This is a genomic window from Simiduia aestuariiviva (assembly GCF_014192475.1).
GTDB classification, from domain to species: domain Bacteria; phylum Pseudomonadota; class Gammaproteobacteria; order Pseudomonadales; family Cellvibrionaceae; genus Simiduia; species Simiduia aestuariiviva.
The window spans coordinates 778,672-797,645 of sequence record NZ_JACHXZ010000002.1; the positions used below are offsets into that span (position 1 = coordinate 778,672).

14 protein-coding genes are annotated in these 18,974 nt (G+C 55.4%); 4 read left to right on the forward strand and 10 right to left on the reverse strand.

What is annotated here, in order from left to right:
- Positions 1-31 precede the first annotated feature (31 nt).
- Positions 32-3,478 carry a hybrid sensor histidine kinase/response regulator gene (locus tag FHS30_RS09200; RefSeq protein WP_183910140.1) on the forward strand — a complete coding sequence of 1,149 codons (3,447 nt, stop codon included), beginning with the start codon at positions 32-34 and terminating at the stop codon, positions 3,476-3,478.
- A 72-nt stretch (positions 3,479-3,550) separates the two neighbouring features.
- Here the strand turns inward: FHS30_RS09200 and FHS30_RS09205 are convergent, their stop codons facing one another.
- The 4 genes from FHS30_RS09205 to FHS30_RS09220 form a co-directional block, all read right to left on the reverse strand.
- Positions 3,551-4,228, reverse strand: a complete 678-nt coding sequence (locus FHS30_RS09205) for a response regulator (protein WP_221197214.1) — start codon at positions 4,226-4,228, stop codon at positions 3,551-3,553.
- Positions 4,225-5,031, reverse strand: a complete 807-nt coding sequence (locus FHS30_RS09210; protein ID WP_183910141.1) for a 3-hydroxybutyrate dehydrogenase — start codon at positions 5,029-5,031, stop codon at positions 4,225-4,227. Before FHS30_RS09210 ends, FHS30_RS09205 begins: the two co-directional genes overlap by 4 nt.
- Positions 5,032-5,121: 90 nt before the next feature.
- Positions 5,122-5,832, reverse strand: coding sequence for a sensor histidine kinase (locus FHS30_RS09215; protein WP_183910142.1), 711 nt, complete (start codon positions 5,830-5,832; stop codon positions 5,122-5,124).
- A gap of 7 nt (positions 5,833-5,839) precedes the next feature.
- Positions 5,840-7,450, reverse strand: a complete 1,611-nt coding sequence (locus FHS30_RS09220) for a response regulator (protein WP_183910143.1) — start codon at positions 7,448-7,450, stop codon at positions 5,840-5,842.
- A 144-nt stretch (positions 7,451-7,594) separates the two neighbouring features.
- On the opposite strand from FHS30_RS09220, the gene cmoA reads away from it, so the two are divergent.
- Positions 7,595-8,329, forward strand: a complete 735-nt coding sequence (cmoA, locus tag FHS30_RS09225) for a carboxy-S-adenosyl-L-methionine synthase CmoA (protein ID WP_183910144.1) — start codon at positions 7,595-7,597, stop codon at positions 8,327-8,329.
- The gene (cmoB, locus tag FHS30_RS09230) at positions 8,326-9,303 is read left to right on the forward strand and encodes a tRNA 5-methoxyuridine(34)/uridine 5-oxyacetic acid(34) synthase CmoB (RefSeq protein WP_183910145.1); all 978 of its coding nucleotides are present in this window, start codon (positions 8,326-8,328) and stop codon (positions 9,301-9,303) included. The genes cmoA and cmoB overlap by 4 nt, the downstream gene beginning before the upstream one ends.
- A 15-nt stretch (positions 9,304-9,318) precedes the next feature.
- Here the strand turns inward: cmoB and FHS30_RS09235 are convergent, their stop codons facing one another.
- The 3 genes from FHS30_RS09235 to FHS30_RS09245 all read right to left on the reverse strand — a co-directional run bounded on the left by FHS30_RS09235 (position 9,319) and on the right by FHS30_RS09245 (position 11,935).
- On the reverse strand, positions 9,319-9,846 hold the full coding sequence (locus FHS30_RS09235; RefSeq protein ID WP_246341228.1) for a methylated-DNA--[protein]-cysteine S-methyltransferase: 528 nt from the start codon (positions 9,844-9,846) through the stop codon (positions 9,319-9,321).
- The gene (locus FHS30_RS09240) at positions 9,843-11,255 is read right to left on the reverse strand and encodes a DNA-3-methyladenine glycosylase 2 family protein (protein WP_183910146.1); all 1,413 of its coding nucleotides are present in this window, start codon (positions 11,253-11,255) and stop codon (positions 9,843-9,845) included. Before FHS30_RS09240 ends, FHS30_RS09235 begins: the two co-directional genes overlap by 4 nt.
- Positions 11,256-11,392: 137 nt before the next feature.
- Positions 11,393-11,935: a flavodoxin gene (locus tag FHS30_RS09245; RefSeq protein ID WP_183910147.1), complete on the reverse strand. Its 543-nt coding sequence runs from the start codon at positions 11,933-11,935 to the stop codon at positions 11,393-11,395.
- Positions 11,936-12,298: 363 nt separating this feature from the next.
- Here FHS30_RS09245 and recQ point away from each other — a divergent pair, with 363 nt between their 5' ends.
- Positions 12,299-14,482 (forward strand): DNA helicase RecQ, encoded by a 2,184-nt coding sequence (gene recQ, locus FHS30_RS09250; RefSeq protein ID WP_183910148.1) that lies wholly within the window; start codon positions 12,299-12,301, stop codon positions 14,480-14,482.
- On the opposite strand, the gene fghA is transcribed toward recQ, so the two are convergent.
- From fghA to FHS30_RS09265, 3 genes are all read right to left on the reverse strand, one after another.
- A complete protein-coding gene (fghA, locus tag FHS30_RS09255; RefSeq protein WP_183910293.1) occupies positions 14,430-15,275 on the reverse strand; it encodes an S-formylglutathione hydrolase in 846 nt (281 codons plus the stop codon). The genes recQ and fghA overlap by 53 nt on opposite strands.
- A gap of 40 nt (positions 15,276-15,315) precedes the next feature.
- Entirely contained in the window at positions 15,316-16,422 is a 1,107-nt protein-coding gene (locus FHS30_RS09260) for an S-(hydroxymethyl)glutathione dehydrogenase/class III alcohol dehydrogenase (RefSeq protein WP_183910149.1), read from the reverse strand.
- A 120-nt stretch (positions 16,423-16,542) separates the two neighbouring features.
- Positions 16,543-18,903 carry an ATP-binding protein gene (locus FHS30_RS09265; RefSeq protein WP_183910150.1) on the reverse strand — a complete coding sequence of 787 codons (2,361 nt, stop codon included), beginning with the start codon at positions 18,901-18,903 and terminating at the stop codon, positions 16,543-16,545.
- Positions 18,904-18,974 lie beyond the last annotated feature (71 nt).

An 18,974-nucleotide genomic window follows, 5' to 3' on the forward strand; every position in this document is an offset into this window, starting at 1 on the left:
ACGCCCTGCGCACAACTTATAGCAAAAAATCATGCTGAGTTATTTTGAATTACTGCTGTTGTCGCTGGGCTATCTGCTCCTACTTTTTGCCATTGCTTGGTGGGGCGATCGCATTGCCGAATCCACCATCCGGCGCTTTAAACCGTTCATCATTGGTCTGGCTGCCACCATCTACTGCAGTGCGTGGAGCTTTTACGGCACCACTGCTCAGGCCGCCTACAACGGTTGGTATTTTCCGCCCACATTTTTAGGCGCGATTGTGCTGCTGGTATTTATGGCAGCACCGCTAAAGCGACTGATTATCGCGGCCAAAAAAGGCAATGCCACGTCACTCGCCGACTATCTGGCTATGCACTTTGGCCGCTCGCGCGCGCTGGCGGTTATTGTCACTGTGATTTGCCTGATTCTGCTCATTCCCTACATCGCACTGCAACTGAAAGCCATCACCGAAAGTTTCCATGTACTCACTGATAACATGGTGCACTCCCATTACTTGCTCGATGTGCCCGTCGTGCAAGATACCGCTTTTTATATTGCGATGATTCTTGGCATGTTTGCCATTGCCTTCGGCACTCGCCATCTCGATGCGCGCGAGCATCACAACGGTCTAATGATTGCCATTGCCTTTGAAGCACTGATTAAAATTACCGCTTTTGTGAGCATTGCATGGTTCGTCACCTACAACCTATTCGATGGCTTCGCAGATTTAACCCTCAAAGCCATCAACAATGACGGCGTGCAAAAACTACTGGCCAGTCACGATGCCGACCAAGGATTTATCGCGGCCACTGTCCTTGGCATGATTGCCATTATTTGCTTGCCGCGCCAATTCCATGTGCTGGTGGTTGAAAGCGAGTCGGAACGCGATCTCGACACCGTGCGCTGGGTGGTCCCGCTGTATTTGATTTTGTTTGGCATTTGCATTTTGCCAATCGCCTACGGTGGTCTTTTAAGTTTTGAAAACTTAACCATATCCGCTGAACACTTTGTGCTGCGCTTGCCACTCGCCAACGACCGACCCGACCTGGCACTGCTGGCCTATTTGGGCGGTTTATCGGCCGGCTCCAGCATGGTTATTGTGGCCTGCGTGGCCATGGCCACCATGATCAGCAACGAGCTGGTGGTGCCCGTGTTACTGGAAAAACGCTGGCTTAAGCGCCACCCCAGCGCCGACATCAGCGTGCAATTGCGCGTGGTTCGTCGCACCATCATTTTCGTGCTTATGCTGTTTGCCTACGGCTACTACCATCTATTTGCCAACAACAACGCGCTGGGCGCCATTGGCTTGAGCTCCTTTGCATTGGTTGCGCAATTTGCACCGGCCCTGTGGCTAACCGTTGCCCGCGGCCGCAAAGACGTCTCGGCGGTACTGGCGGGCATTGCCATCGGCTTTGGTTTTTGGTGTTACACCTTACTGTTGCCCATGCTCGTGCGTGCAGGTTGGCTGGACGACGCACTATTGAATTTCGGACCCGCGGGAATTCAATGGTTGCGCCCTACTGCACTGCTCGGCCTAGAAGGTCTATCGAGTATCAGTCACGGTGTTATCTGGAGTTTATGTGCCAACATTTTCACGGTGATTGCCTTCAGCCGCTGGCGACAAAACGTGGAAGTGCCCAGCACTGAACCTGCCGAAAGCTTGCCCGTCTACCAATTACAGGCACTGGCCGGAAAGTTTTTAGGCCCGGAGCAGGCGCGACTCGCGCTCGCACAATACCCAGAAACATTGCTGCCACAAGCACAGGCAGACGCCGCCTATGTGGAATTTGTTGAAAACATGCTAGCCGGCGTGATCGGTTCGGTATCGGCCCATCACGTGGTTGAGCACGCGCGCGGCGCGGCGCCTGCGCCGCTGCTCGATGAAACCTCAGAGATCTACCACTTCTCCCGTGAATTATTACAAGCCAGTATCGACAACATCAGCCAAGGCATTAGCGTGGTCGATAAAAACCTGCGCCTGGTGGCATGGAATCGTCGCTATCTCGAACTGTTCGACTACCCGAAAGATTTGGTGCACGTGGGTCGGCATGTGGCTGACCTGCTGCGCTTTAACGCCATTCATCTCAACATTTCTGACACCGATGACGTCGAGGAGTTTGTACAAAAGCGCTTGACCTACATGGCTGAGGGCAGCGCCTATGTGGTCAAACGCGCGCACAGCGATGGTCGCGTTTTGGAGTTGCGCGGCAGCCCCATGCCCGGTGGTGGCTTTGTGACAACGTTCACCGATATTACCGACTACCAACGCACCCTCGATGCACTGGAGGAACATCGCAACCTGCTGGAACAACGCGTCAGCGCGCGCACGGCAGAGTTACAGGAATCCAATCAACAACTGGAACTCGCCAATGCCGGCAAGACGCGCTTTCTGGCCGCCGCCGGACACGATTTGGTGCAACCGCTCAACGCCGCCAAGCTTTTCACCAATGCACTGCTGCAACAGTTTTCACCTAACAGCAATCTCATGCCAATGGCGCAACTGCAAAAAACGCTGCAACATTTAGACTCATCACTCCACGCTGCCGATAGCATCATCAGTGAATTATTGGCTATAGCCAAGCTCGATGCCGGCGCCATTACGCCCTCACCTGAAGCGTTTCACATCAAGGATTTATTGGATGGACTGCAGCAAGACTTCCAACTCCAAGCTGCAGCTAAGGGCTTAAGCCTCAGCGTGCACAGTGCGACTTGGACAACCTGTACGGACTTCAAACTGCTGCGCAGAGTACTTCAAAACTTGTTATCCAATGCCATTCGCTACACCGAAAAGGGTCGCATTCTGATGTCTGCCCGGCGCCGTGGGGGCAACCTGGTGGTGCAGGTGTGGGACACCGGCGTAGGCATCGCCGCCGAGCATCAGAATGCAATTTTTGTTGAATTTAAACGACTCAACGACAATCGCAAAGACGGCGGACTTGGATTGGGCTTGGCCACGGTGGAAAGATTGTGCAAACTTTTAAGTATCGAAATCGCACTGCGTTCTACGCCCGGACGCGGTAGCTGCTTCAGTTTGACCTTACCCCTCAGCGATGCCAGCCCAAGACGCATTGCGCCGCGCAGTGCCGGTAGCCGACAGGGAGCACAGTTTGATGGTTTAAAGGTACTCTGCTTGGACAATGAGCCCGCCATCGTAGAAGCTATGCAGTCACTACTCGCGCCCTGGGGCTGCGATGTGCGCGGCGTACTTGGCGCCACCGAGGCAGAGCAACTCTTGACGACGTTTACGCCCGAATTAATCCTGGCCGACTACCACCTCACTGAACATACGCAGGGCGTTGAGGTAGCTGCACACCTGCATAAACTGCTCGGGCACCATACGCCCACCATCATTATCTCTGCAGACTACGACGATCAAGTAAAAGCCGAAGCCCGCGCTGCGGGATTTTATTTTTTGAAAAAACCGGTCAAGGTAGCGGCCTTGCGCGCACTCATGGCGCGCCTACTCAAACAGCGGAACACACCATCGCCCACGCCTTGAGGCGATGCGCAACGCCTGCACGCAGATATACCCTAGGAATTGACAAACTAGGTGACGGGTTTATTTGGAGAATTAACTGGCTAACTTCTGGGCGAGCAAAATGACTTCCGTTCGTTTTCTCACACCCAGCTTGCGCATAATCGCGGTTACGTGGGATTTAACCGTCGGTTCTGCGATGGACATCTCGAAGGCGATTTGTTTATTGAGTCGACCTTCGCAAATCAAGGAAAATACGCGAAATTGATGCGGCGTTAAACTCGCGATGCGCTCGGCCACATCCTCCACATCGTCATTGATTTCACCATCGGTTTTTTCAAACCAAACATCGCCAGCCAGTAGGCGACTAATAGCCAATTCCAACTCCGCCGGCGCCAATGACTTAGAAATAAATCCAGAGGCACCCAATTGCTCGGCGCGCATCACGCGCTGATAGCTGTCATCGCCTGAGACAATTGCCACGGGAATTTCCGGGTAGCAACCGCGTAAACTGGCAAGCCCCGCAAAGCCCAGCGTGCCGGGCATGTGCAGGTCCAACAAAATCAAATCGGGCTCTAGACCCGCCTCCAACTGAGCCTGCACAGCGGCAAGGTCTTCACACTCTACGCATTGTGGCGCATCCACCAACGCTGACTGGGTCAGGGTTTGTTTGAGCGCGGTGCGAAACAGCGGGTGATCATCGGCAAGCAGTAACAAAGGCATGGGCGTTGTATAAAACTCGTTGCACGCGGTAGCGCACATCATAACGCTCATTGCGCCGTCCAACCACCATCTACGGGCAGGGCCGCACCCGTTAACGTTTGCCCACTGTCGGAGCACAGAAAGCGAACCAAGTCGCCGATGGCAGCTGGCGCAGTCATTCGACTCATGGGTTGTTTGTCTTGCACCAGAGCGCGACGCGCATCCGCTTCCGTTAGCTGGTCGCGCTCGGCGCGGGCGGTGACTTGTTTGGCCACAATTGCCGTGTCGACCCAGCCCGGGCAAATGGCGTTGCAGGTGATGCCCTGCTCAGCATTTTCCAGCGCCACCACTTTAGTCAACCCCACCAGACCATGTTTAGCTGCCACGTACGCGGCCTTTTCAACGGAGGCCACCAGTCCGTGCACCGATGCGATGTTGACAATACGGCCAAAGCCCTGCTGCTGCATGGCCGGCAGTGCTGCCTTAATTGCCACAAAACACCCGGTAAGGTTGATGTTCAACACTGACTGCCAACGCTCAATGGGGAAATTTTCCGTGCGCGCAGTAAATTGCACTCCGGCGTTATTCACCAAAATATCCAGCCCGCCAAGCGCCGCTTGCGCCTGCTCTATCAATCCGGTTATAGCGTCGGCATTACTCATGTCGCCCTCGAGAAAAACACAGGGCACAAGGTGTGCGTCCGCAATCTGGGCCGCCAGCGCCTGCCCCTCTGCCTGCGGTACTAATCCGTGCACCACCACCGCAGCACCGGCTTTTGCTAGGGCCTCCGCTATAGCTAGGCCAATGCCGGAGCTACTGCCGGTCACGAGTGCGCGACGGCCGGCCAGTGGACGAGTATGGGAAACTTCTTGCATGACACCACCTGAAAAAGACGCGTTAAGTGCCTCAGGTTATCAAGTGATGCATCGATTGAATGTAAGACCTTGGTCGGAGAGTGGTGTGCACTATGGCAAAAACAGCGTGAAAACGCCGCCACCCAAGTCGCCGCCATTCGCTAAAGCAATGGAACCCTTGCGATCTTTCGCCTTGTGCAATTGCGCCACAGTTTGCGCAAAATACAAGCCTAAATTCGTACTGCCCGACTCAAAGGACACACTGGCCCCCAGGTCAACGGGCTGCGACAGCATAGCTTCTGGATAGCCCTGCCCGTCGTCTTCGATCTGAACGAACAATCCTGAATCCTCAAGCCACGCCTTAATGGACAGTTGGCTGCGCGTATAACGTGCACAATTGACCAATACATTGTGCAGCACGCCGCCCACTAAATCGCTATCGAAGTACCACAGCAAATCTTCGTCGCAGTTAAAATTTACATTTAAATGACGGCTCACAAATAGCATGTCGTTGCGCGCTAACTGATCATCGATAGCATCGCGCACATAATTTTCTTCTACGCGAATAGGCATCGCCTGCAAATTCATGCGATACAAAGATAACAACTGTATCAACTCGCCATTAATGCGCGAGGCTTCGTATTGCAACGTGGCAAATCGCTGTTGCTGCTCCGGTGTTTTAGCTGGCATATCGCGCATTGTTTCATCGAGCGTAGTGAGCAACATGCCAAGTGAATTTTTCATGTCGTGCACACTGGATGCGAGCATGAATGAAAAATCAGCCACGGAATCCTGTCGACCATTGGGGGCTTTTTTAGTCATGGTTAAATCACGCCCTTCGCTGTTGTTGACGCTCGACATCCACCTGCCGAACCATCTGCTGGAGCTGACGAAAACGCTGAAATTGTGGGTGTCCGCCGGTGAGCATGGCCTCCACGGACGTGAGACAACTGAGCGCGGTGTCCATCCATTCTTGCGAGTTATCGCCCGTACGCATTTGCCCCACTAACGCCTGCACCAAATTTAACTGCACCCCCATATGCATGGGAAACAGTCGGCGGGCGCGTTGAAAACATTCGATCGCCTTGAGGTATGCGTGCTGTTCGTACAGGCGTATTCCCTCTTTGTTAATTTGCGCCACCTGTTGCTTGCTCTCTTCGCTAACCGGTTCTTCGAGCAATCGATCGATTTTTCGCAGCGCCACTTCGTCGTGGCCAAAGGCCTCAACCAGCATTTTCAGCTTGGCTTGTGCCTTGTCGCGCTGCCCCAGCGCCTGCATTGCGAGCACCCGGTCCAATTCAGTCTCGACATCCTGCAAGCCTAGATTTTCCATATCTTTATTGGCTTCTAAAAACAATTCGTTGGCGCGCTTTTGATTGCCTTGCTGAATCTGCAGCTGGCACTCAATCAGCTGCAGCTGTCGGTGTCGACACTCATCCTTGCCAAACTTTTTTTCAACTTTATCGATAACCGCGATGGCATCGCGCAGCAGATCGCGGCCTACTGAATCATCTTCGCTAAACACGGCAGCTGCCGCTCGGGTAAATGCCAGATGGCAGTCGACATTGTCGTGCACTGAGTTTTCAGACAGCTTAACCACGCGTTTATAGGTTTTTGCAGCGGTCACTTTGTCGTTGTTGGCGGTGGCAACTTCAGCCAAGGTCGCCTGCCGCAAGAGCGCTGCAGGAGAGGCATCCACAGCGCGCTCCAGTATCGCTTGGCGCTCGTCATTGTGGGCTAACTCGTTATGGCAATCGGCCAGTTCATCATAGGCCGGCATGCACAGCGGGTGTTGATCCACGATTTGATTGAGCCAATCGATGGCGGTATCGATATCCCCTTGCGCCCGTTTGACTTGGGCCATGCCCACTTGCGCCCAATCCATGTCGCGCACCTCAAGAACTTGGCGATAAACTTGCTCCGCCAGATCTAACTGGCCGGTTTTCACATAGAGGGTGCCCAATAATTTCTGGCAGAAAATACCGTAGCGGCTGCCCTCGTCAATTTTCTGAAGACACAACACAATGGCGGTATCGAGGTAATTGTCCTCAATGGCGCGAAAGATGGATTTCATGGCTTGGCGTTGATGCAACACCCGGTCCAGACGTTGCCGCAGTGATTTGCCGTTCAAGGGTTTGGTGAGGTAGCCGTCTGGCTCATAATCCGATGCCGCCAATACAATTTCGCGACTGGATTCTGCACTCACCAAGAGAAACAGCGTACTGCGCCGCAGCAACTGCGTGTGGCGCATCTCCTCTAGCACTTGCAGACCATTGCGGCCGCGCCCCAAATTAAAATCACACAAGATCAAATCGTACTCGGTGGCCTCACACAACCGCAGGGCCTCCTGACCACTCACTGCCGTATCCACTTGCCGACAGCCAAACTCCTGTAACATGCGGCTCACTGTCATGCGAAAGCTGTCGAAGTCGTCGACCACCAGCACTTTGATGGATTTGTAATTAACCAGAACTCCACTCCTACCTATGCGCGGTTCCTGCGCCCTTGCACACTAGCTTAGATCAGATTCATTGCCTGCGCGGGCGCCGGTCAGTAGAATTGGCGGTTTTTCGAGCAACCTGGCATGACCCACCCGAAAGACGACATTTACGCCACGCCTCTGCCTGAGCTATCGCGTTTTCGCTTCGACCATACCGTGGTCAACGTATTCCCAGACATGATCAAGCGATCGGTGCCGGGCTACACCACCATAATTAGCATGATTGGGGATTTGGCAGAGCGCTACGCGCAAGCCGACTCCACCTGTTACGATCTCGGCTGCTCTCTAGGCGCGGCTACCCTCGCCATGCGCCACCGCATTCGCGCGGCCAATTGCACCATCGTGGCCGTGGATAACTCACAGGCCATGATTGAGCGTGCTCAGCAGGTCATGCAGGCCGACAGCGGCGAAGTGCCCGTGCGTTTACTTTGCAATGATCTGCAGGCGGTGGATCTACAAAACGCCTCGGTAGTGGTCCTGAACTTTACCCTGCAATTCATTGCCCTCGCCGAGCGGCAGGCCATTCTGGAAAAGATCTACCGCGGCTTGCGCCCTGGTGGCGTCCTGATTCTGTCGGAAAAAGTGGCCTTTGAGGACGCGCCTCACCACGAGTTAATGATCGAACTGCACCACAATTTTAAACGCACCAACGGTTACAGCGATTTAGAGATCGCCCAAAAGCGCACCGCACTCGAAAACGTATTGATTCCCGAAACCCTTGAAGCCCATCGCAAACGTTTAAAAGCCGCGGGCTTTGCCAGCAGTGACGTCTGGTTTCAGTGTTTTAACTTCGCCTCTTTGATCGCCATAAAAGCATGAACTACTTAGATTTTTACCGCCCTCTGCTCGCCGAATTAAGCGCCGATGCGCGCTTTGCTCAATGGGCCACGCAACTGCCGGCACAGATTGAAGAGGGGTTATCGGAAACCCGCTACGGCGACCTAGCCCAGTGGCGCGACAGCTTCTTGAAACTCCCTAAGCTACGGGCCACACAGGTGGATTTCAGCCATGGCGTCACACTCGATGCCGACCTACCCACGTCGCAGCGGCAAGCCATTGAACAGACCCTGCGCGAACTGATCCCGTGGCGCAAAGGCCCCTATGAGATTTTTGGCTTTCCCATCAACACAGAATGGCGCTCCGACTGGAAGTGGGATCGCGTAGCCCCGCACCTGGATAATTTAAACGGCCGCCATATTCTCGATGTGGGCTGCGGCAATGGCTACCACTGCTGGCGGATGCACGGCGCGGGCGCCCGTCGAGTGATCGGCATTGACCCCTCCCCCCGCTTTGTCATGCAATTTTACAGCTTGAAGCATTTTGTGGGCGAGGTGCCCGTGGATGTACTCCCCATCGGTATCGAACAACTGCCCGCCAACCTCGGCTGCTTTGACACCACATTTTCCATGGGCGTGCTCTATCACCGCCGCTCACCCATGGACCATCTGCGCGAGCTGCGCGAAACACTGCGTGCGGGTGGCCAACTGGTGCTGGAAACCTTGGTTATTGAGGGTCAAATGGGTGAAGTATTGGTGCCAGAGGGGCGCTACGCCAAGATGAATAACGTGTGGTTTCTGCCCGCGCCGGACACCCTGTTATCGTGGCTGCGCAAGTGTGGGTTTAAAAATCCGCGCATGGTGGAAATGAATACCACCAGTCTCGACGAACAGCGCACCACCGACTGGATGTTGTACCACTCGCTCAACGAGTTCTTGGATCCAATCGACAAATCGAAAACCGCCGAGGGCCACCCCGCCCCCATTCGGGCCACGTTTATTGCCGAGGCCCCCTAGCGATAGAGGGCCACGCTAAGCCAGCGGCAAGGTGCCCTGCGCCATAGCAGCCAAGGTGCCACAGCCCTCGTGCTGCAACAGCCACTGCTTTCGAGACAGACCACCCGCATAACCCGTCAGCGAGCCATCGGCGCCAATGACCCGGTGGCAAGGGACGATGATGGCCAGCGGATTGCGCCCATTGGCGGCGCCTACCGCCCGCACCGCCTTGGGTTTGGCGATGCGCACGGCAATATCTCGATAGCTCGCCGTGACGCCATAGGGCAGCTCGCACAAGGCCGCCCAGACCGACTGTTGAAAGTCCGTGCCCTCCGCGGCTAAAGGCACATCAAAGGTCTGGCGTTCACCGTCAAAATATTCCGCCAACTGATTCAGCGCCCTGCTTACCAATGCCGATGGCGACCCAACGGGCCGCCCCTCGCGAAACACCACTTCTGTCAACCCTTCGGCACTGGCGCTCACCCACAAATTGCCCAGCGGCGTGGACATAGCGCCCTGCGTTGTTACCTTGTCAGTTACCTTGTCAGCTACCTTGTCACTCATGTTAATTGGCTCCACATTTGGATTGTGAGATAGCTGCGCCATGGGCGGCATGCCTCGTGCTCTACCCGAGCAAGCGCGGCCAGCGCTTGCTTCACACCTAAATCGCCCGCCAGCCAAATATCCGTGGCCGCTTCCCCACGCATGCGGGCGTAGTCCACGGTCCACGGGCCAATACCCTTCAATGCCAGCCAGTTGTCAGCCCGCGCGTGCGGAGACGCCGCGCAAAATGCCGCCAAGCGCCGCAGGGTTTCGCGCCGCTGGCCCGGCATTTTTAAAAACGCTAAATCGTGGTCGGCCACGGCCGCGGGGCTTGGAAAACCAACGCGCAGTTCGCCCGCCCGCGCGGTTTCCGGCGGGGCTTGCCCATCGCCGGCCAAGGGCGGGCCGAGCGTGTGCACGAGCTGCGTCACCAGTGTTCGGGCGGCTTTAACGGACACCTGCTGCCCAAGTACTGCGCGGATACCCGCCTCAAAAACCGACGGAAATTGGGGCAGTCGCAAGCCGTTATTGATGGCGGCGTTTGGCAGTGCCGCCTGCACTGCCGCATCAATGGCCGCGCTGTTGCTGTCTAAATCTAACATCCTGCGAATGGCAGATACCGCCGAGGTCAACTGGCGCCAGTCCGCCAACCAAAGGGTCACCTGAAATGCACAGGCTTCGCTGTCGTGGCGGGCCATAAACCAGGCGGCTGCGTCCGCCACGGTAAAGCACCGGCCATAGTGATTGGCGCCGGCAGACTCCAAGCCATCGATGGCGCGCGCCTGCAAGAACGCCGAAACCCAGGGCCAGTTGTAGGGCGGGCGATACGTCAACTTTAACGTCAGCGTCACCGGTTTTTCGACGCAGGCCTCTCGCTGCCTAACTTGCGTGGGCGTCAATTGCAGCTGCGCCTTAAAGCAGTCGTTAAAGCGGCGCACGCTGTGAAAGCCACTCGCAAACGCAATGTCGGTCACCGGCCAATCAGTTTGATGCAGCAATTGCTTGGCCAGCAAACAGCGCTGGTACAGCTGGTATTGCTTCGGCGCCACACCGAGCTCACCGTGAAAGCATTGGCGCAAGTGGCGATCGGAAATACCCAATGCCTCACTTACCGCCGCCAAGCTCTGCCCCGCATTCAATAGCGGCAACGCCTCTGCGACGATTGGGCTCGCTGGGCGGCTGCCGGGAGCGGCATCGGGCCGACAGCGCAAACATGGCCGATAGCCGGCCTGGGCACAGGCCGCGGCAGACGCAAAATAGCGTACGTTGTCTTCTTTGGGTGCCCGCGCGGGACAGATAGGTCGGCAGTAGATACCCGTGCTGAGCACAGCGGTATAAAACAGGCCATCGAAGCGCGCATCGCGGGCCAATCGCGCCGCCTGACACAGGGCGCTCGCTACCGGCAGTGATTGAGAATTGGGGACTGTCATGGCGCGATTCCTAGAAGAACAGCGCCATTATTGCGGCTTGTACCGCGCATCGCTAGCTGGAATCGGAACTGGCTAAAAAACTTGCACCCCTCCGCAGCATAGGCCTAGGCGCACTGTGGGCTAGCTTGGCAGGGCGACTAGTCGTCGAGATTGACGATGGGAGTGTCCAATCCAAACTCGCCGTGGATCTGCTCACACCAGCGATTCAAGCGATCAGCGGTGAGATCTTCCTGCTGATCTTGGTCGATGGCGAGCCCCATAAACAAAGGCTCGCCCGGCACCTGTGCCTTGGAGGCATCAAATTCGTAGCCCTCCGTGGACCAGTAGCCCACGATGGCCGCGCCATTTGCCACCACCACGTCGTGCAACATACCCATGGCATCAAGGAAGTAATCACCGTAGCCAAATTGATCGCCCAGACCAAATAGCGCCACGGTTTTGCCAGTGAAATCGACACTGCCAATATCACCCCAAAAATCTTCCCAGTCCGATTGAATCTGCCCGAAATCCCAGGTGGGTATACCTAAAATGATGTACTCGTAATCTTCAAAGTCGAGCACCGTGACATCCGCCACATCGTGTACGTCCACGAGATCCGCCCCTAGGCGCGCCTGAATCCGATAGGCAACGCCTTCGGTATTGCCCTCATCGCTGCCAAAAAACAGGCCGATCTTCGCCACGTTAACCTCGACTCAATTGCGCCATTTGCGCACCGTTAAATACGACCGCGCGTGCGGCCTACCCGTTTAAAACCAGTAACCGCCGTTGCGGTAACCTTCAACAGACATACGTGCCACCATTTTGCCACGGGTGATCACGCGGTGGTTTCTCATTACCCAGCGTACTGCTAACTTCACGCTTTACCTCTGTATTTTACGGCTGAATATACTCAAATTATTCCGAAATGTTACCCGAGGTAACACTAGGCGGCCGCATTATACCGATTTTGGTCAGAAAATTAAGGGGTTGCGTGGATAACTGTCAATCGACCCAATGGCACATGAATCTGCGGCAATGGGCGCGCCAATCCGTATAATGCGCCCATGACTCAAGATCCCCTGCACATTCTCAAGCACACGTTCGGCTACCCCAGCTTTCGCCCCCCGCAAGATGTCATCATCGACACTCTCGTACAGGGCCAAGATGCGCTAGTGATCATGCCCACAGGCGGCGGAAAATCGCTGTGCTACCAAATACCCGCCATTGCGCGGCCCGGCTGCGGCGTGGTGATTTCGCCACTCATCGCATTGATGCAAGACCAAGTCAGTGCGCTCGAACAACTTGGCGTGCGCGCTGGATTTCTAAACTCCACCCTCGCCCCGGATGCCGCTAGCGCCATTGAGCGGCAATTGGTAGCAGGCGAATTAGACTTGCTTTACATCGCCCCAGAGCGGCTCAATCAAGCCCGCACCATTAACTTGCTGCGCCAAGCACCACTGGCCTTATTCGCCATCGATGAGGCCCACTGCGTGTCCCAATGGGGCCACGACTTCCGGGCCGATTATTTGCAGCTGGGGTTGCTCGCCGAAGAGTTTCCAGAAATCCCACGCATTGCCCTCACGGCGACGGCTGACGGTCGCACGCGCGCAGAAATTGCCGAGCGCTTGCACCTCACCCAAGCCCGCGAATTTATCGTCGGCTTTGATCGACCCAACATCCAATACCGCATCACGGGGAAAAACAATCCGCGCCAGCAACTGCTGGGTTTTATTCGCGCAGAACACGCGGCCGATAGCGGCATTGTCTACTGCCTGTCGCGCAAAAAAACCGAGGAAGTGGCGGCCTTTTTACGCCAAGAAGGCATGACCGCTCTGCCCTATCACGCGGGCCTGCCCGCCGAGACGCGGGCGCACAACCAGCACCGTTTTTTGCGCGAAGATAACATTATCATGGTGGCCACCGTGGCCTTTGGCATGGGCATCGATAAGCCCGACGTGCGCTTTGTGGCGCACTTGGATCTGCCGAAAAGCGTGGAGGCCTACTATCAGGAAACCGGCCGCGCTGGCCGCGACGGCGCACCGGCCACGGCCTGGATGACCTACGGCTACCAAGATGTGATTTTACTCAGCCAAATGATGAGCCAATCCGATGGCTCGCTGGCGCACAAGCAAGCCGAGCGACAAAAGTTAGATGCCATGCTCGGGCTCTGTGAAATCACCAGCTGCCGGCGTCAAACCCTGCTGCGCTACTTTGGTGAAGCCGACCACCCGCCGTGCAACAATTGCGATACCTGTATCAACCCCGTCGACACCTGGGATGGCACCGAGGCCGCGCGCAAAGCGCTCAGCTGCGTGTACCGCTCCGGTCAGCGCTTTGGGGTGTCGCACTTGGTGGACATTTTATTGGGTAAAGACAACCAAAAGATCCGCCAATTCGACCACCAGCAATTGAGTACTTTTGGCATCGGTGCAGAGCTGGACGCCAACCAATGGCGCTCCGTATTTCGCCAACTGGTGGCGCGCGGCTATTTGGCAGTGGATACCGAAGGCTATGGCGGCCTGAAATTGCAAGAATCCTGTCGCGGGCTGCTTAAGGGCGAAGCGCGCATTGAACTGCGACGCGACACCAAAGATATTAAAGCTAAACGCTCAAAGCATGGCCAACAGTTGGCGCAAGCCGATCAGGCCCTGTGGCAAGCCCTGCGCGACTGCCGCAAACAATTGGCCGAAGCGCACGGCGTGCCGCCCTACGTGGTATTTCACGATGCCACCCTGATGGAAATGGTGCGCTATCGCCCAACCACCGAACAAGCCATGCTGGCAATTAGTGGCGTCGGCGAATCCAAATTAGCGCGCTTTGGCGAACCGTTTATTGCCGCCATTGAGGCCCATGTAAATTCCGATAGTGGTAGTGATAGTGATAGTGACGAGGGCCAAAGTGCCACCCTCGATGAAACTCTGGCACTGGCACAGGCGCGCATGAGTGTGGCGCAAATCGCGGCCCATCGAGGTCTCACAGAAGACACCGTGTACACCCACCTCGCCAATTTACTCCAAGACAAGCGCATTGCACTCGCCGACGCCATCGACCTCAGCGCCGCTGAATTGGGCTGTATTCAAGATGAAATTTTGCACTACGACGGGGGCGAACAGGGCTTTCGCTTCAAACCCGTGTTCGATGCTTTAGGGGGCGCCTATCCCTACGGCCTCTTAAAGTGTGTGCGCGTGGCGATGCTCACGGGTTCGCTTTCAGGTATAGATCGTGAAAGCGCAGGTGCTGTTCAATGAAGCTCGCTATAAAGAAATAGCTGTGGTCGTAACCCGCATGGCGATGAAACGATAGCGGGTAGCCGGGCGGCAGTGCCGCTACCAATTTTTCGGGCATCAGCTGCTCTTCTAAAAACTGATCGGCCTCGCCTTGGTCGACGCGCATGGGAATATCGGCCTCGGTGCCAGCGATCAGCGCACAAGTGTCGTATTGCGCCCAGCGGCTGCGATCGTCACCCAAATAGTGGGTAAACGCTTTGATTCCCCAGGGGCACTGACTCGGCGCGCAAATGGGTGCAAACGCCGATGCCGATGCGTAACGGCTAGGGTTGCGCAGGGCAATCATGAGCGCGCCGTGTCCGCCCATGGAGTGCCCCATAATGGCAGCGCGGCTTGCGTCGATCTCTGCGAAGGATGACGCCACTAATGAGGGTAATTCATCCACCACATAGTCATACATGCGGTAGTGTTCTGCCCACGGGGCCTGCGTCGCATTGACATAAAATCCGGCCCCTAAGCCCAAGTCGTATGCCGCAGCAGGATCATCGGGCACCTGCTCACCGCGGGGACTGGTATCGGGGGCCAACAAGGCTATACCCAATTCAGCCGCCACCCGCTGGGCGCCGGCCTTAGTGACAAAGTTTTCGTCCGTACAGGTCAAGCCCGACAACCAATACACAATCGGCACTGGCGCACGCTCGGCTTGCGGCGGTAAAAAGAGCGAGAAATTCATGGTGCACGGCAGCGATGTCGCTCGGTGCCGGTAGCGCAGTTGGCGACCGCCGAAACAGTGAATATCTGAGACCTGTTCCAAGCTTGAATTTGCAGTGTCTTTGCTGTCTTTACCCATATTGCTAATACACCACCACTGAGCGAATACTTTCGCCACTGTGCATCAAATCAAAGGCGCGGTTGATATCCTTGAGCGGCAGGGTGTGCGTAATCAAGTCATCGATATTGATCTTGCCCTCCATGTACCAATCGACGATGCGCGGCACATCGGTGCGCCCTCGGGCGCCGCCAAACGCCGACCCGCGCCAGCTGCGGCCGGTCACCAATTGAAACGGTCGCGTGGAGATTTCCTGGCCGGCACCCGCCACGCCGATAATGCAACTTTGACCCCAGCCCTTGTGCGCACACTCGAGCGCATCGCGCATCACCTTCACATTGCCAATGCACTCAAAGCTGTAATCCACGCCACCGCCAGTCATCTGCACAATGGCATCCACAAGGTTCTCGTGCTCAGCCGGATTGACGAAATCCGTCATGCCAAATTGGCGCGCCAAATCGGCCTTCGCGGGGTTGGTGTCGATGCCGATAATGCGGGTGGCGCCCACCATGCGCGCGCCTTGAATGACATTTAACCCAATGCCACCCAAACCGAACACCGCCACAGTACTGCCCGCCTCCACTTTCATGGTGAACGCCACGGCACCAATGCCCGTGGTCACGCCGCAGCCGATGTAACAGACTTTGTCGAAAGGTGCATCTGGGCGAATTTTTGCGAGCGCAATTTCCGGCAACACGGTGTAGTTGGAAAAGGTAGAACAGCCCATGTAATGGAGTATGGGTGTGCCATCTAGAGAAAATCGACTGGAGCCATCGGGCATCACCCCTTGACCCTGGGTACTGCGAATGGCTTGGCACAGATTGGTTTTAGGGTGTAAACAATAGTCGCATTCGCGGCACTCGGGAGTGTATAGCGGTATCACATGATCACCTGGGCGCAAACTTTTCACACCGGGCCCAACATCCACCACAACACCCGCGCCCTCGTGCCCCAAGATCGCAGGAAACGCGCCCTCTGGGTCATCGCCCGAAAGCGTAAATGCATCCGTGTGACACACGCCCGTGGCTTTAATTTCAACGAGTACTTCGCCGGCCTTGGGACCCGCCAAATCGACGTCGTGGATTTCCAGCGGTTGACCCGCAGCAAAGGCAATAGCGGCGCGCGTTTTCATAGCAGCAGTCCCAATTTTATTGTTATAAATAAACACCTGAGTGTTTATGACAGCGGACTACCTTACCGCTGTCAGCGTTCAAATTGAAGTATCGATAGCGCCCCTACCCCGGCCACCGTGCTAATTAGAAGACGCACTCCCTTCATTCAATTCGACCACCTGTTCCAATTCTTTCACGGTAGCGTCGAAGACGTCACTCAATGCGCGGAAGTGAGGCTGATCAATTTCGCGGCCCATGCGCAGACCCACATTCATCTTCTTGACGCGTTCATACAGCGGGTTCATGCCTAAATTCGCACTAATCCCTTTCATGTTATGCATCAACGATCGCTGAGTATCGTGGTCATCATCGTTCACTGCGCGTTCAAGCAGTTCCATAAAGTTGCGATTGTTGAGCAAAAACGATTGAAACATACTCATCATCCGCGCGGGGCTCTTCTTCGCGGAGGCGGGCAACTTCTCTGGCAGGATATAGCGCAATCCGTCTGGAAATTTTAGCGGTTCCCGCTCAACCAGCGCGCTAGCCTTGCTTGTTTGCTCGGGTTTGTATCGCCCGATCTTGTGCGCGAAATCAACAATGAGACTCTGCAACTGGCCCATGTCGATTGGTTTCGCCAAATACTCATCCATACCGGATTCCAAGCAACGTTCGCGATCACCGTCCATGGCATTAGCAGTCATGGCGATGATGGGAACCTCACGATAAAAATCCCCTGCATCGCCATTGCGAATCGCGCGGGTGGTTTCATAACCGTCCATGACCGGCATTTGGCAATCCATGAGCACCAAATCGACGCGCACACTCTTTAACACTTCAATGGCAATTTCCCCATTTTCGGCAAACACCTGATGGGAGACAAAATTCTCCAATATTCCTTCAACCACCGAACGATTAATGTCATTGTCCTCAACGATCAACACTCGCAAAGGCAATATGCCCTCAGTGGGCGCCACCGTTTTTTCGGCCTCGGGCGCCACGCTGCGCTCTTGGCTCAAGCAGGCGTATAACTCTACAGGTGACACCGGTTTGCCAATGTAGCCGGTCAATGGCAAGTTGGGGGCATCAAAACGATCATCGTTGTCGTAGTCGATGACCCACACGCGCTTCACACAGGGGTGGTCGCGCACAAACTGTTCCAATATATCCGGTGGAAACTGGCTGGCGGTGGCGCCGTCAACCAACAGCACATCGACGTTGGCGGCCACACTGCCGTCCAACCTCATCAGCTCATCCACGGCACTGCAGCGCACCACATTGTATTTCGCTCGACGCAAATAGTTTTGCACGATGCGTTGGGTCACAGGATTGGTGTCAATCCACAGCACATTCACATCGGCATGATTGACGTCGAATACACCTTTATTTTTGTTCTCCACCAAGCCCACGGGAACGCTAAAACTAAACACCGATCCCTTGCCCTTCTCGCTGGTCGCCCAAACGTCTCCACCCATCAAACGGCACAGCTGCTTACAGATGGCCAAACCCAGCCCAGTGCCGCCGTATTTACGGGTGGTTGACGAATCCGCTTGCGTAAAGGGGGTAAACAATTGCTCCAACGCAGCGGCATCGATACCAATACCGGTATCCTCCACCCGGCAGCTAAGCGTGGCTTGCCCGCCTTCAGTTCGCACTAACTCAGCCACCAACTTCACAGAGCCCTTAGACGTAAACTTAACGGCATTACCCATTAAATTACTGATAACTTGGCGAACTCGCCCAGGGTCGCCCAACAACATTTCATGGTCGACGCCCGTGGCATCCAAAATAATGTCTATGTCTTTGTGTCCGCGCTGAAAACCAAAGGTGCGCACGGTTTCGCCCAACAGCTCTAAGATGTTGAATGCCACATGCTCCACTTCCAGCTTGCCCGCTTCAACTTTAGATATGTCGATGATGTCGTTGATAACTGCCAGTAATGCATTGGCGCTTTTTTTCGCCGTCTCCAGTCGCTTGCTTTGCTCTGGATCAGCCTCGTGCTTGAGCGCCAAATCGATCATGCCCACCACGCCGTTTATGGGCGTCCGCACTTCGTGACTCATGCAGGCAAGAAAATTGCGCTTGGCGTTGTTGGCATCTTCGGCATCTTGCAGCGCGAGCTCCAGCTTGTAGGTGGAGGGAATGCTCAATATCGCCTTCCGGTTCATAAAGAGCGCAACCGCCGTCAATACCGACACGATAGCCGTGGCGAACTTAACCAGACCATGCCAACCGTAGGTACCGTGCCAGACGGTGTAAATGGAAAATAGATGGGTAATTCCGCACAGCAAAATAAACGCGGCAAACAGAATGAATATGCCTTTGAACTTCACGTCTTTGCGCTGACGAATCAAGTGGATCAATAGCACTGGGATCGAGAAATACGACACCGCAATCAGCAAGTCAGACACCACATTGATCCAGAGTATGCTCGGTAACCACAGGTAACAGTGCCCGTGGGGCATGTACTCGTTGCTGAAAAACTGAAGGAGCTGTTCGGTCATAGGGGTTCCCAATAGGATGATTTTTGATCAGCGCGCCATGAATGCCGCCAGCGGCCACTCAAAGAATAGTA

Coding starts and splice junctions, on each gene's coding strand:
- FHS30_RS09200 (WP_183910140.1), top strand. CDS start 32: ATGCTGAGTTATTTTGAATTACTGCTGTTGTCGCTGGGCTATCTGCTC.
- FHS30_RS09205 (WP_221197214.1), bottom strand. CDS start 4,228: ATGAGCGTTATGATGTGCGCTACCGCGTGCAACGAGTTTTATACAACG.
- FHS30_RS09210 (WP_183910141.1), bottom strand. CDS start 5,031: ATGCAAGAAGTTTCCCATACTCGTCCACTGGCCGGCCGTCGCGCACTC.
- FHS30_RS09215 (WP_183910142.1), bottom strand. CDS start 5,832: ATGACTAAAAAAGCCCCCAATGGTCGACAGGATTCCGTGGCTGATTTT.
- cmoA (WP_183910144.1), top strand. CDS start 7,595: ATGACCCACCCGAAAGACGACATTTACGCCACGCCTCTGCCTGAGCTA.
- cmoB (WP_183910145.1), top strand. CDS start 8,326: ATGAACTACTTAGATTTTTACCGCCCTCTGCTCGCCGAATTAAGCGCC.
- FHS30_RS09235 (WP_246341228.1), bottom strand. CDS start 9,846: ATGAGTGACAAGGTAGCTGACAAGGTAACTGACAAGGTAACAACGCAG.
- FHS30_RS09240 (WP_183910146.1), bottom strand. CDS start 11,255: ATGACAGTCCCCAATTCTCAATCACTGCCGGTAGCGAGCGCCCTGTGT.
- recQ (WP_183910148.1), top strand. CDS start 12,299: ATGACTCAAGATCCCCTGCACATTCTCAAGCACACGTTCGGCTACCCC.
- FHS30_RS09260 (WP_183910149.1), bottom strand. CDS start 16,422: ATGAAAACGCGCGCCGCTATTGCCTTTGCTGCGGGTCAACCGCTGGAA.
- FHS30_RS09265 (WP_183910150.1), bottom strand. CDS start 18,903: ATGACCGAACAGCTCCTTCAGTTTTTCAGCAACGAGTACATGCCCCAC.